The organism is Rhizobium sp. Root1220, from assembly GCF_001426265.1.
In the GTDB taxonomy this organism is placed as follows: Bacteria; Pseudomonadota; Alphaproteobacteria; order Rhizobiales; family Rhizobiaceae; genus Rhizobium.
Genome location: NZ_LMDG01000004.1, coordinates 67,469 through 80,513, shown reverse-complemented (window position 1 = coordinate 80,513; position 13,045 = coordinate 67,469). Strand labels below are relative to the sequence as shown.

13 protein-coding genes and 1 pseudogene are annotated in these 13,045 nt (G+C 59.4%); 6 read left to right on the top strand and 8 right to left on the bottom strand.

Annotated elements, in window-relative coordinates; all coding sequences use genetic code 11:
* Positions 1-3: 3 nt before the first annotated feature.
* From ASC90_RS05280 to ASC90_RS05250, 6 genes are all read right to left on the bottom strand, one after another.
* Entirely contained in the window at positions 4-648 is a 645-nt protein-coding gene (locus ASC90_RS05280) for an SOS response-associated peptidase family protein (RefSeq protein ID WP_082519817.1), read from the bottom strand.
* A 29-nt stretch (positions 649-677) separates the two neighbouring features.
* On the bottom strand, positions 678-1,343 hold the full coding sequence (locus ASC90_RS05275) for an SOS response-associated peptidase family protein (protein WP_056536371.1): 666 nt from the start codon (positions 1,341-1,343) through the stop codon (positions 678-680).
* Positions 1,344-1,353: 10 nt separating this feature from the next.
* Complete coding sequence (locus ASC90_RS05270; RefSeq protein WP_056536368.1) at positions 1,354-4,611, bottom strand: error-prone DNA polymerase; 3,258 nt, start codon at positions 4,609-4,611, stop codon at positions 1,354-1,356.
* Positions 4,608-6,122 (bottom strand): DNA polymerase Y family protein, encoded by a 1,515-nt coding sequence (locus ASC90_RS05265; RefSeq protein ID WP_200950844.1) that lies wholly within the window; start codon positions 6,120-6,122, stop codon positions 4,608-4,610. Before ASC90_RS05265 ends, ASC90_RS05270 begins: the two co-directional genes overlap by 4 nt.
* The gene (locus tag ASC90_RS05260) at positions 6,040-6,798 is read right to left on the bottom strand and encodes an ImuA family protein (protein WP_056536362.1); all 759 of its coding nucleotides are present in this window, start codon (positions 6,796-6,798) and stop codon (positions 6,040-6,042) included. The genes ASC90_RS05265 and ASC90_RS05260 overlap by 83 nt, the downstream gene beginning before the upstream one ends.
* A 469-nt stretch (positions 6,799-7,267) precedes the next feature.
* Positions 7,268-7,660 (bottom strand): helix-turn-helix domain-containing protein, encoded by a 393-nt coding sequence (locus tag ASC90_RS05250; protein WP_056536357.1) that lies wholly within the window; start codon positions 7,658-7,660, stop codon positions 7,268-7,270.
* 81 nt (positions 7,661-7,741) lie between these two features.
* On the opposite strand from ASC90_RS05250, the gene ASC90_RS05245 reads away from it, so the two are divergent.
* Both ASC90_RS05245 and ASC90_RS30360 read left to right on the top strand, forming a co-directional pair.
* Positions 7,742-8,473, top strand: coding sequence for an SDR family oxidoreductase (locus ASC90_RS05245; protein ID WP_056536354.1), 732 nt, complete (start codon positions 7,742-7,744; stop codon positions 8,471-8,473).
* A gap of 144 nt (positions 8,474-8,617) precedes the next feature.
* Positions 8,618-8,722: pseudogene (locus tag ASC90_RS30360) on the top strand (NAD(P)-dependent dehydrogenase); the annotation flags it as partial.
* Here the strand turns inward: ASC90_RS30360 and ASC90_RS05240 are convergent.
* Positions 8,707-9,789: a PAS domain S-box protein gene (locus tag ASC90_RS05240; RefSeq protein WP_056536351.1), complete on the bottom strand. Its 1,083-nt coding sequence runs from the start codon at positions 9,787-9,789 to the stop codon at positions 8,707-8,709. The pseudogene ASC90_RS30360 and the gene ASC90_RS05240 overlap by 16 nt on opposite strands.
* 218 nt (positions 9,790-10,007) lie before the next feature.
* On the opposite strand from ASC90_RS05240, the gene ASC90_RS05235 reads away from it, so the two are divergent.
* On the top strand, positions 10,008-10,445 hold the full coding sequence (locus tag ASC90_RS05235; RefSeq protein ID WP_056536348.1) for a VOC family protein: 438 nt from the start codon (positions 10,008-10,010) through the stop codon (positions 10,443-10,445).
* A gap of 200 nt (positions 10,446-10,645) precedes the next feature.
* Here the strand turns inward: ASC90_RS05235 and ASC90_RS05230 are convergent, their stop codons facing one another.
* Complete coding sequence (locus ASC90_RS05230) at positions 10,646-11,218, bottom strand: TetR/AcrR family transcriptional regulator (protein ID WP_056536345.1); 573 nt, start codon at positions 11,216-11,218, stop codon at positions 10,646-10,648.
* 139 nt (positions 11,219-11,357) lie between these two features.
* Between ASC90_RS05230 and ASC90_RS05225 the strand changes: the two genes are divergently transcribed.
* From ASC90_RS05225 to ASC90_RS27735, 3 genes are all read left to right on the top strand, one after another.
* Positions 11,358-11,708, top strand: a complete 351-nt coding sequence (locus tag ASC90_RS05225) for a DoxX family protein (protein ID WP_056536341.1) — start codon at positions 11,358-11,360, stop codon at positions 11,706-11,708.
* A 98-nt stretch (positions 11,709-11,806) separates the two neighbouring features.
* Entirely contained in the window at positions 11,807-12,391 is a 585-nt protein-coding gene (locus ASC90_RS05220; protein WP_056536338.1) for a flavodoxin family protein, read from the top strand.
* 219 nt (positions 12,392-12,610) lie between these two features.
* On the top strand, positions 12,611-12,904 hold the full coding sequence (locus tag ASC90_RS27735; RefSeq protein ID WP_082519816.1) for an I78 family peptidase inhibitor: 294 nt from the start codon (positions 12,611-12,613) through the stop codon (positions 12,902-12,904).
* Positions 12,905-13,045: the final 141 nt, after the last annotated feature.

Sequence of the window (13,045 nt, the reverse complement as noted above, 5' to 3'; positions counted from 1 at the left end):
GCGTCAAAGCAGCAGCGGTGCCTCGGGTGCAGACTTCTTTTTCGCCCACAGCTCGCTGGTCCGCTCCATCGTCACCAGTTCAGGCGGCAATGTCCGTTTCTGGAATGCCAGCGCCTCATCGAAGCTCCCGTGAAGCCATTGTTCGTATTCGTCGGCAAGTAACAGGACAGGCATCCGGTTGTGCACGGGTTGGATCGCCTCATTGGCGTCCGTCATGACGCCGGAATAGACGGGACCCCACTCGTCGCTGATCCGCCACAGCCCTGCCCAGGCGAAGACCGGCTGGTCTTTCAGGGCAAACCAGGTGCGGGTCATCCTGCCCTTCTCACCCTCGGCTTCAGCAAAACCCGTCACGGGGATCAGGCAACGCCACTGCGGTTTACGCGCCAAGCCAATCCACATGCCTTTCGCCAGGTCGGCGATGTTGTTGACAGGCTTTGGCTTGGCTTCCGGCTTCATGCCTTTCAGGCGCAGCGGAAAACCCCAGATCATCGAGCGGAGCTCGCGAACGCCGTCGTTCTCCGTTACCACCATCCCGGGCGTGCCCGGATAGACTTCCTCGGGGGCGTTCGATTGCATCGGGTTCGGCACGCGGAAGTGTGCGGCCACTTCCGCGGCGGAAAGACGGACGGTGTACAAGTTGCACATATGGCAGACCTTTCGACACGAAACCTTGGCTACATAAGCATGTTGTCCCGACGGGGTGAAGCCTTGGAGGGTGAAACGCCGCTTTGCCAGCGGTCGTGGCTATGCAGGATTTCGAAGTCATCGACTGACGGCGGCTCGCGAAACTGGAAGGCGATGACATCTTCGATCGAACCATGAAGCCAGCGGTCGTATTCTTGCCGCTCGAGCAAAACGGGCATGCGATCGTTGAAAGGCCTGATCTTCTCGTTTGCGGTCATGGTCATGCCGGCGAACACAGGGCCGAAGTCTGGGGTGTTCTTGGCAAACCCAGCCCAGGCCATCAAAGGCTGGCGGTTCTTCGAAAACCATGATCGGGTTTTCTCGCCTTTGGCACCATCGGGGTTCGCAAAATGCTTGAGCGGGATCAGACAGCGATATTTTGGATCAACGACGATGCGGTCCCAGAGTGGATTGGTAAGATCCGCAACGAGGCCGATGCGGCTCGGTGGCTCGCCTTCACGCCGCATGTCGCGTGTCTGTCGCGGAAAACCCCATGGGACCGACTTCAACAGCCGCAATCCGTCCTTCTCAAGGACGATCAGCCCCGGGGTGCCATCGACAGTTTCGCTAGGCACCTCAAGCGCCGGCGCGATGTCGACCGCGAAATGGGCGACAATCTCCTCCAGGCTTTTGGTGACTCCAAACAGACGCGACACGCCGGCCTCCTCAGTGGAAGTTTCTGGATTTGATCTTCAGATTATCGATATGAAGGTCGGGAATATAGATCTCGCGCGCCTGCACGACGGGTTTGGGATTGTCCCGTGGATCAGGGCCCCCTCCATGCTTGACCTGGTCGCCGCGACCGTGCGGAAGCGGGAAGTCGCCGTCCCGATTACCAACGCTCGACAGGTCGGCGGAGAAATCGAACAGGCGCTGGGCAACGAGGTGAACGACCTCGCCTTCCCGCTGAATGCGGCCATTGATGGCCATCATGCTCGCGGTCATTAAGACCCGCCGCTGGCGTTCGAACAGCGATGGCCAGACCACGGCGTTGACGATGCCCGACTCATCTTCCAGCGTCAGGAACATGACGCCTTTTGCCGATCCCGGCCGCTGTCGCACGAGCACAAGGCCGGCAGTCCAAAGCCACTTCCCGTCGCGTTGCGCCATCGCCTCGGCGCAGGTGACGATGCCTTTGCGGTCGAGGTCTTTTCGGAGAAACGATACCGGATGCGCTCGCAAGGTGAGACCCGTGTGCGAGTAATCCTCGACGACCTCCCTGCCCTCCGTCATCGATTTCAGCGCCACTTCAGGCTCCTGCATCTCGGCGATCACCTTGGCTTCGCGCTCAGCGGCGGCCGCCCAAAGCTCCAGAGGTTCATCTCTTAGCGCCCTGATATCCCAGAGTGCCTGCCGCCGTTCCAGTTGCAGCGACGGAAGGAAGGCGTCAGCTTCGGCCAGCTTGACCAGCGACGACGGCGATACGCCGGAACGCCGCCACATGTCATCGGCCGAGACAAACGGCTGCTCTGCCCGAGCCAGGATGATCCGTGCGGCATCGTTGGTCGACAGTCCCTTGACGACGCGCATGCCGAGACGAACAGCGAAGCGGTCGGAATTGCCGATCCGTTCCATGGTGCAGTCCCAGCGGGAGCCGTTGACGCAGACCGGCCGGACTTCGACACCGTGGTTTCTGGCATCCTGGACAATCTGGGCAACGCTGTAGAAACCCATCGGTTGGCTGTTGAGTAGGGACGCGCAGAAGACGTCGGGATGGTGGCATTTCATCCAGCTGGAGGCATAGGCGATCAGCGCAAAGCTCGCGGCGTGGCTTTCTGGGAAGCCGTAGCTTCCGAAGCCTTCGAGCTGCGTAAATGTCTTCTCGGCAAATTCGCGTGTGTAGCCGTTCTTGACCATGCCTTCGACGAGCTTGTCCTTGAACTTCGACACCCCGCCCGTGAACTTGAACGTCGCCATCGCACGTCGCAACTGATCGGCTTCTCCCGCGGTAAATCCGGCGCAGGTCATCGCGACTTTCATCGCACTTTCCTGAAACAGCGGGACGCCGAGTGTTTTTCCCAGAACCGCTTCGAGCTCGGGCGTCGGGTACTCGACTTTCTCCTTGCCCTCGCGCCGCCGCAGATACGGGTGCACCATGTCGCCCTGGATGGGTCCCGGCCGAACGATGGCCACCTGCACGACGAGATCATAAAATGTCCGTGGCTTCAGGCGCGGCAGCATTGCCATCTGGGCGCGGCTTTCGATCTGGAACGTGCCGAGCGTATCGGCCTTGCGGATCATCGCGTAGGTGGCCGGGTCCTCCTGTTCGACATCGGACAGGCCCATGGGAATGTCCTTGTGGTCGCGCAGCAGCTCGAACGACTTTGCCATGCAGGTCAGCATCCCGAGCGCCAGCACGTCGACCTTCATGAATTTCAGCGCCTCGATATCGTCCTTGTCCCATTCCACCACCTGGCGGTCTTTCATGGTCGCCGGCTCGATCGGCACCAGATCGTCCAGCCTGTCCTGCGTCAGAACGAAGCCGCCCGGATGCTGACCAAGATGGCGGGGGGCGCCCATCAGCTGGGCGCTAAGGTCCAGTGCCAGCTTGAGGCGGTAGTCGGCGGTGTTCATGTTATTCTCTTTGAGCTGCTTTTCGCCGACGCCTTCCGACCAGCCCCAGACGCCGGAAGACAGCTGCGTGATCAGATCTTCAGGCAGCCCCAGCGCCTTGCCGACATCACGCAGCGCGCCTTTGGCGCGGTAGCGTGTGACGGTGGAGCAGAGCGCCGAGCGTGAGCGGCCATAGGTCTCGTATATCCACTGGATGACCTCCTCGCGGCGGGCGTGCTCGAAGTCAACGTCGATATCCGGCGGCTCGTCGCGTTCCATCGAGACGAACCGCTCGAATAGCAGGTCACCCGTCTCCGGGTTGATGCTGGTGATACCGAGGCAGTAGCAGACAGCCGAATTGGCCGCCGATCCTCGCCCCTGGCAGAGGATTGATTGCGACCGGGCAAACCGGACGATGCTGTAGACGGTGAGAAAGTAGGGTGCGTATTTCATCACCCGGATGAGCTCGAGTTCGTGCAGGATCGCCTTGCGGACCTTATCGGGAATTCCCTCGGGGTATCGGGTGGCAGCCCCTTCCCAGGCAAACTTGGTCAGCGACTGCTGCGCGTCGAGGCCCGGCACAAGCGCCTCTTCCGGGTACTGATATTGGAGCTCGCTCATGTCGAAACGACAGCGTTCAACGATTTCCCGCGTTCGCGCCAGCGCTTCAGGATATTCCGAAAACAGCCGATGCATCTCCTCCGGTGCTTTTAAGAACCGATCGGCATGCCGCTCGCGATCGAAGCCGACGCTATCGATGGTGGTCCGGTTGCGGATGCAGGTGACAATGTCCTGCAGCTGCCGGCGACCGGGATCGTGAAACAGGACGTCATTGGTGATGACCGTCTTGACCTTGTGGCGTGCGGCCATGTTCGACAGGTTATGGAGCCGCAGGCGATCGTTGGGGCGACGGCGCAGGCAGAGTGAAACGTAGGCCCTGTCTCCAAAGATCGCAGCGAGCTTCCTGATCTGGCCGGCAGTGGTCTCGTCGGCCTCATCAGGGATAAGGATGGCAATCAGTCCGCCGTTGTAGGCTTCCACATCGGAGACATCGAGAATGCACTTGCCCTTGCCGCCCCGGCTCTTTCCGAGCGAAAGCAGCCGCGTCAGTCTCGAGTAGGCCGGCCGGTCGGTCGGGTAAACCAGGATCGACATGCCGTCAGAAAGATCGAGACGACAACCGACAACCAGTCTCACGCCCGTGGTCTTCGCCGCCTCCCAGGCGCGCACGATGCCGGCCAGCGAGTTGCGATCGACAACACCCACGGCGTCAATCCCAAGCGCTGCCGCAGTGGCGAACAGTTCCTCCGAAGAACTGGCGCCCCGCAGGAACGAGAAATGTGTGGTGACCTGAAGTTCGGCATACCTCATCCGAACACCCCATGTAGAAACCAGAGGTGCGAGCCCGTGTCGGTATCCACGCCATCGCCGGCACGGTAGACCCAGTAGCGTTCACCCGCCTCATCCTCCACGACGAAGTAGTCCCGTACGGCAGCGTGCTCTCTCGGGCGAACCCACCATTCCCCAAAGATGCGCTCCGGCCCGTCTGCTCGCTTTACCCTCCGACGCTTGCCGCGCCAGGTGAAAACGGCAGGTGGCTGGTCGGGGAGCAAAGCGGTCACGTCGATCCGCTCCGGGTTCGCCAGCAGCCGCGATGGCCTTGGCCATTTGGCGGCCCATGTCGCTCCGGTTTCGTCGGCCGTCGGACCGATGCGCATCACCGACCGTTCCGGAACGTCGGAGGCGACCGGCGTGACCCGGTAGAGACGTTGGCCGCGGTTGCCGAGAATGTCGACGAGCGGCGTGACATCGACAACCAGCTCCTCGATGAGTGACGACGCGACCTGTCGCTCCTCCAATGGCTCCACGATCAAGGCAACAAGGACGAGCCGTTCGATCCCGAAGCCCGGGTCGATCTTTTCGATGCGGTCGCAAAGCAGCTTTGACAGCCGAGCGGGATCCCTGACCGGTTTTGCAAGCCCCGCTCGAACACACTGCCGCGTGTTGTCGACGCGGTGGATGACAAGATCGGAACGTCTGACGCCGAGACCGCGTGTCTCCAGTTTGGATGTCAGTTCGCCAACCAGTCGGCGTACATATTTGGCGATTGTCTCCGCGGCGCCGATCGGCTCCTGAAAGTTCTTGGCCACCTCGACCAGCTCTGGTGTCCGCAGAGGCTCGATGGGTTCTGCCATCCGCCCGAACAGCTGATCTAGCCGCCTACCGACCTCCGGGCCGTATCGCAGCGTCAACGGCGCGCGAGGCATCGCGGAGAGTTCACCGACCGTCTCGACGCCCATCACCCGCAAACCGTGGATCGTGTCCGGGGCGAGCCGGAGACAGTGGATCGGCAGGCGAGTGACTGCTTTCGCCACGCCGCCTAGCGGAACAACGGTCGTTTCCGCCGACGTCAGGCGGGTGATCGCGTGCGCTGCTCCCCACGTATCGGCGACCGCAGCACGAGCGGTCAGGCCTCGACCTCTCAAGCCGTTGACCAGCCCGGAAATCAGCAGGGCTTCGCCGCCCTGAAGATGATCGGCGCCTTCGGTGTCCATGACGATACCGTCCGTGCCGTCGACGGCAACGACAGGGCTGTATTGCCGGAGCGCCCACAGCGCCAGGCGTTCAAGGGCAGCCGCGTCGGCGGCAGGATCTGCATCGATCATCGTAAGGTTAGAGACCACAGCCTGCGCTTTGCTTGCAGGCATCCCGACCTTGAGGCCGAGTATGCGCGCGGCGGTGTCGGCAGCCGAGACCCAGCGTTTCGAGCCCGATTTCGAAATGACGACAAGCGGCTGGTTAGCTGGCACGGTTCCCTCTCCATGCCGACGTATCCGGTCTGTTGGCAGATAGGGGAAGTAGACACAAACGACCCTTGGCATCACAGGCTCCTAATTCGAACTCAGCACACTCGCCTGCTTTCACGCGCATCAACTCTGCCAGCCATCGTGGGCGGCCAACGCCCGCGACTGGCAACTCCTCCGACGGCAGCACGCTCACCCTCCATCTTGTCGTCGAGGCTGTCGGATTGCCGAAGTCCGACGCCTCCGTCTGTCGCCGCCATCTGCGGACAACGAGCCCCATGGTTCCGGTTTTCTCGGCAGCCAACTGCAGCCGCCGGGATGCCACCATCGGCAGACGCACAAGTTCACCCACGACAGCAGCCAGCCCCCCGAAGGAAAGCCCCTCTTCCATGGAGGCAAGGACGTCCTCCTCCTTGTCGCCTTCACAAAAAATCACGCGGTCGGGATGCAGGCCTGCTTGGGCGATAGCGGGAAAGAAGAGATCGGGTCTCGTCAGGCACCAAAGGACCTTGCCCTTCGAGCGCGCGGCAATTCCGGCGGCGAACAGTGCTGCCGCTGCTCCATCCACCGTGCCGGCTCCGCCGCCGGCGATCTCATGAAGAGCTCCATAGGGCAGGCCACCACCTGGTAGACGCTCGTCCATCTCGCGAACGCCAAAGGGCAGTACGATGGCCTTTTTCGCCGCACTCCCCTCAAGGTGGGCGATACGGTCTCTGAGTTCCTCGATGACCCGAGGGCTGGTGGTGCGCGACATCGTTCACGGACCTCCCCGGGTCGCGTTGCATGGACTTCACGTCCCCGAAAATTGTTGACGTTCCTCTTTTGTTCCGCTCCGTTGAAAGAGTCAAGCCGGTCTCAGGGCGTTAATTTAGGTTCCGCTAAAGCGATGTCACGCAAATGATGAGACGAATCAGAGGTCTAGGCGGATTTCAGCCAAGTAACTCCATCGACTCATTTAATCACAATACCCCCGGTTTCCTTGCGGACCGAAACGCGGGGTTGCGACACGACAAGCGCATCGTCCCAATGATGCAGATACAGTTGCTTCGAACTCAGCTCTCCCTCAAATTTTGTGTGACTGGCGATCGGCGCTTTATCGATTTAGGCTCCATCGGCGACGCCCAAGAACGGTCCGCTACCAATCTCTTCCTGAATGGCTGATTGGGCCGAAGAGGGCCAAGACCTCAGTCTCTGAAGAGCTAGGAGCGGACACAGCGACGCCGTCAACGACGATTTCCGGTGTTGTCGTAGTGTTGCGTGGCCGCCTCGACCTTGTCGGCATTGGCTGCTGCCCACGCACACAGTGCTTCAAACGGCTCACGCAGGGAATGGCCTAGCGGAGTGATTGCATATTCCACGCCGATCGGCTGCGTTGGGAGCACCGTCCTCGTGACAAGACCGTTCCGCTCAAGTCTCTTCAGGGCATCGGCCAGAGCCTTGTGCGTGATTCCGTCGAGACGACGCTTGAGTTCGTTGAAGCGCGCAGGTTTCGGACAGATCACAGTCAGTATCATGATCGTCCATTTATCAGCAATCTTGTCCAGTACCGGGCGAACCTGCGGCATGTTGCAGAGTGCGCGATGAGAGAGCTCTTCGAGGTCAGTATACTCGTCCATATCTAGGCTAATCCAAGTGCGTAATTGATATCAGATATCCACCGTATATCATTGAGAGACCATTCAGTGAAAGGATTTACGATGGCTCGAATGAACAACAAAGTGGCTCTGGTTGTTGGCGGCGCGAAGGGTATCGGGCTGGCTATTGCCGAGCGGCTCTCTGCCGAAGGCGCAACTGTCTTCATCACCAGTCGTAGAGCTAAAGATGCTGACAAGGCGGCCAAACGCATCGGCAATGGCACGGTCGGCATTCTCGCTGACGCAAGCTCTCCGGAAGACATGATCGTCGTTGTCGAAAAAGTGCGCAAAGCCTACGGTCGTATCGACGCCCTTGTTTTGAATGCAGGTCTTTCCGAGCCTTCGCAGATCGCCGAGATAACGCCGGAGCACTTCGACCGCCACTTCGACGTCAACGTTCGAGGAATGGTGTTTGGCTTCCAGGCCGCTCTCCCCGCCATGACAGAAGGCGGCTCGGTCGTCCTCGTCGGCTCCATAGCGGGGAACGCGGGCTACTCGGGTTACGGAACCTACTGCGCAACCAAAGCAGCTGTCCGTTCCTACGCCAGAACCTGGACGGCAGAACTCGCACCAAAAGGTATTCGGGTCAACGTCGTTGCACCCGGCCCCACGGATACGGACATGATGGCTGCTGTCGCGGAAGACACTCGCGCGGCAATTGTCGCTCCGATTCCGATGGGTCGTATGGCACGGCCATCAGAAGTGGCTGCGGCCGCCTTGTTCTTGCTGAGCGATGACGCGAGCTACATTGCCGGCGCTGAGCTATGCGTTGACGGCGGCTTGCGGCAAGTCTAGGGAGCAGCCGAAACGGGGTACCCGATCTCAAATAGGTCGGGTACAACCAAGAGGCGGATGCCAGGGAGGTGATCGACCTTATCGAAGCCGAGGATCGCAAGCCGGTTGCGCTCAGAGTTATCGCGGGGCGGGAAAGCTCACAGGCGGAAGGCACTCGTCATCGGCGTCGATTCAGGCATCGGCCGTGCCGCAGCAATCGCTTTTCTGCGCGAGGGCGCCGATGCCGCCATCGCCTATCTTCCGGATGAATCGCTGATAGCGCCGCGGGGGACGGACAGTCGAATCGAGAGCCCATTCGGCATCCACTCGCGCGAGATATCGACCCCGAGACTCTTTCCGATTATCTGCTCAAGCCGGCTTCCAAAACCGATCGAACGTGTCTCCGACGTGGAGTGTTGAGGACCGTTGCTCTCGAGCCAGACTATCTCCAGGATCTCGCCTTTCGCCGTCACTGCGATATCCAGCTTCCCCTCTTCGACGGACAGCGCACCATATTTCGCGGCGTTGGTTGCGAATTCATGGAACAGCAGCGCGAAATTTGTGATCTTGTTGCCGCTGACATCGATGTCATCTCCGGTCAGCTTCCAACGAGTGGCACCCTCCCGCTCATAGGGTGCGAGAATATTGGACAAAAGCCGGAACAGGGTCGTCTGTGGAGTGCCGGTCGCGGCCTCAGCGTTCAAGCTCGGCAATGTCATCTCATGCGCCCGGGACAGGGCCATCAACCTGCCCTTCAACCCCGAGGCGAGATCGGTAGTCGTTTTTGCCGTCCTAGCCGCAAGAGTGATGATGCTGCCCGTAATGGCGAATAGGTTTTTTACCCGGTGATGCATTTCCCGAAGCAAAAGTTCCTGATGCTCGGCAGCTCGCTTGCGCTCTGAGATATCGCGGGCGATCTTCGATGCGCCGATGATCTCTCCGTTGCCGTCCCGAATAGGCGAGATGGTGAGAGAAATATCGATCAGGCTACCGTCTTTGCGTCGTCGTATCGTCTCGAAGTGATCGACGCGCTCGCCGGCCTGGATGCGGGCGAGAATGGCTGGTTCCTCGTCGAGGCGATCCGGTGGAATGACGATCGTGATTGGCTTTCCGATGGCCTCATTCGCCGCATAGCCGAAAAGACGCTCGGCGCCTTTATTCCAGGTCGTGATAACGCCGCTGAGGCTCTTGCTGACGATCGCATCGTCGGAGGATTCGACGATCGCTGCAAGAAAAGCTGCAGCAATATGTCCCGCCTGCGCAGCTTCTATGTCAGCCTCTAGTTGTCGCGGGCCCTTCGCCTGGTCCTCGCATTGCTGATCATCGGAAATAGACATCTACGCCCCGTCAATCAAAGTATTTTTGGACGCCTGACGGTCAAGCCACCTGGCGTAGCGCCGATCATATTCGGCAAACGTCACCAATAACAGCACGAAGTCTCGTAAGGGGGAAACCCATCCGAATAGATTCCCTAAAGATTTTGATAGTGATGTCAGGACCGATGGTTCATCTACGTCCTGGAAGAAAATCGGTGCGAAAACCGGAGGAGGCCGACATGGCGGTAAAGCGATTGGACAACATCGGGATCGTCGTTGAAGATCTTGGAGCGGCGATAGACTTTTTTCAGGAGCTGGGCCTCGAACTCGAAGGTCGCGCGACGATCGAGGGCGAATGGGCCGGTCGCGTCACTGGTCTGGGCGACCAGCACGTCGAGATCGCCATGATGCGCACACCGGACGGCCACAGCCGGCTGGAGCTCTCACGCTTCCTCAGACCGGAGGTCGTCGCGGATCATCGGAACGCTCCGGTGAACGCCCTCGGTTATCTGCGAGCCATGTTCACAGTCGATAACGTCGAAGAGACCGTTGAGAGATTGCGCACGCACGGCGCCCAGCTTGTCGGCGATGTCGTCCGATATGAGAACGCCTACAAGCTCTGCTACATCCGCGGACCCGAAGGTCTTCTCATCGGCCTTGCCGAGGAACTCGGATAAGCAGAGATGTGTTTGGAAAGCCACTGTCCGGGGGCCGTTGAGACCGCGCGCCAACAGGTAGCCTCGATCTCATGCAACTTACAATTGAGTTTGCGAATGCGCCATATGATCATTTGGAAAAAGTGCGAGGAAGCCCAGCAAACCTCGCAAATGACCTTAAGTCGGGATGCCTGTGTCGAAACGTCTCGCGTATTCCTATGTCAACTCTTAGACGCGAACATATCAACGATATGTGCAACTCGCTCTTTGCGAAACGCCGTCCTGATCCGTCCATGGCGCTCAAGCTCCGCTAGACCATGAAGGGTAGCCCAGAAAGCCTCGGTAGCGAGTTCAGCGTTTGCGCAAAATGGCTCAACGACAGCCATCATGGCTCCGAATGTATCGCGCAAGGACTGAGGTGTATCGGACTTTGCAAACCGCAGACCGCTCGGAAGGACGAACATGGCTTCGTACAAAGCCGGCCGCTCAATGGCGAATTCCAGGTAGGCCATAGCAACGTCTTCCATTGCTTGCGCCGCACTCGCGCCGCGGCGAACCGATGACCGCAGCACCGGCCCTAACTCCCCAAATCCTTCCAGAGCGACCGCCCCGACAATCGCGTCGCGGTTTTCGAAATGGGCGTACAGGACGGGCTGACTGTATTCAATCTCCTGAGCAAGTCGACGAACAGTCACCGAAGCCCATCCGTCTTTTTCGGCAAGCATCTTTGCCGCGCCGATGATCCGCTGCTCTCGCTCGGCCTTCTCCCGCTCTTTGCGTTCACTTATGCCCACAACTTCACCTTCATTCGTTTCAAAGCATTATAGCGGCACAAATAATCTTAAGCAACGATTGACATTCTAGCAGTGCTATAGTTATTTATGACGCTATTGACGCCGCATCGCTCGCGGGTGTCACCGTTAGGATCGTCCAATGTTCAACTTCATATCGCTGTCAGTCGGCAATGCGGCGACGCTCCTGGCCGCCGCCGCATTCCTTCTCGGTGCGGTCATCAACGCGTCCGGCAGCAAGGCTGTTCGGGAAGAGTTCGTTCGTTACGGATTTCCATCGTGGTGGTGTTGGATCACCGCAATCTTGGAATTCCTGACGACAGTTCTGTTGGTCTTGCGGCCAACCTTCGCATTCGGCGTGGCGCTTGGAGCCTGCATCATGGTCGCGGCCGTTATCGCTATCATCAGGGCCCGCGATTTCCGCCATATCCCGCCGCCATCGGTGTTCCTGCTGCTACTAATCATCGCAGCTCTCGTCCAGTTCTCATCTTAGCTGCGCGGAAACCGCCGGCCTCAATCACAGCAACGACTAATCCGAACCGCGCTGAGTTCCATCAGCGAGGCGCATAACCATGGCATAAGGAGCCAATCATGACCACATCGAGTTCCGTCCCAAGCACTGTTATCGTCTACCATTCCGGCTACGGCCATACGCACCGCATGGCTGAATCCGTCGCGGAAGGTGCTGGCGCAAAGCTCCTTGCGATTGACGTCGAGGGCAACCTTTCTGACGACGGATGGGCCGCGTTGGATGCCGCCGACGCGATCATCTTCGGCTCGCCGACTTACATGGGCGGACCGAGCTGGCAATTTAAGAAATTCGCTGATGCATCTTCCAAGCCGTGGTTTTCCGCGAAGTGGCAGGACAAAGTCTTTGGCGGCTTCACCAACAGCGCCAGCCTCAATGGCGACAAGCTAAACACGCTGCAATACTTTGTCCTTCTTTCCGGGCAGCATGGTGGCCTATGGGTGAGCCTCGGCATCAAACCATCGAACGTGAAAGCGTCTAAGCGCGATGACGCGAACCGCATGGGGTCATATATTGGCCCGATGGCGCAGTCGGACGCTGACGCCGCCCCGGATGAAATGTCCTCGGGCGATCTCGAAACAGCACGTCTCTATGGCGCGCGAGTTATGAGCGTCGCTCGGCAGTACAAAGCAACGCAGGCTGAATAACAAGGAGGCTTTCGGGTCAATGTCGTTGCACCCGGGCCCCACGGATGCGGGTATGCCGGCGGCTCGCGACAAGTCTAAAGAGCCGCCGAAACGGTGTAGCCGATCTCGAATACGTCGGGTACATCAAAACGCTTTCGATGACAGAACGACTTCATATTGAAGTTAGCTGGCGGCAATGCAAAGACACAATCTGTCGTTGATCGAAAGAGGCAAAAGCCAATGAAATCTGCTCTGCGTGTTACGCCTATTCTGGTTTTCCTCGGCACGCTCCCGGCTTTGGTGGCTTGCTCCGCAGGCTCTGCAGTCCCCAGTGGTCGGTGCGATCCCGTAGCTGCACGGGCACTTAATGGGCAACCAAAGCCGACCGACGAGGAAGCCAAGCGAAGAACTGGAGTGACCATCGTACGCCAGATCGCCCCCGGCCAACCCGTCACCCATGATTACCGAGACAACAGGGTAACCTTAGAGACCGATCCCACCTCAGGCCGCGTGTTGGGGGCGATCTGTGGATAGAAATCGGATGAGAGAAACATAACTAAAGCGGTTGGCGCGGGTTATCGACCTTTGCGTCTTTTCAGCATCCTGAAGGTCGAGCAGGTCAGTTGACGCGCGGCGTGTTTCCGTCGCGGCGTCTTAACACGCTGAATTGGAACA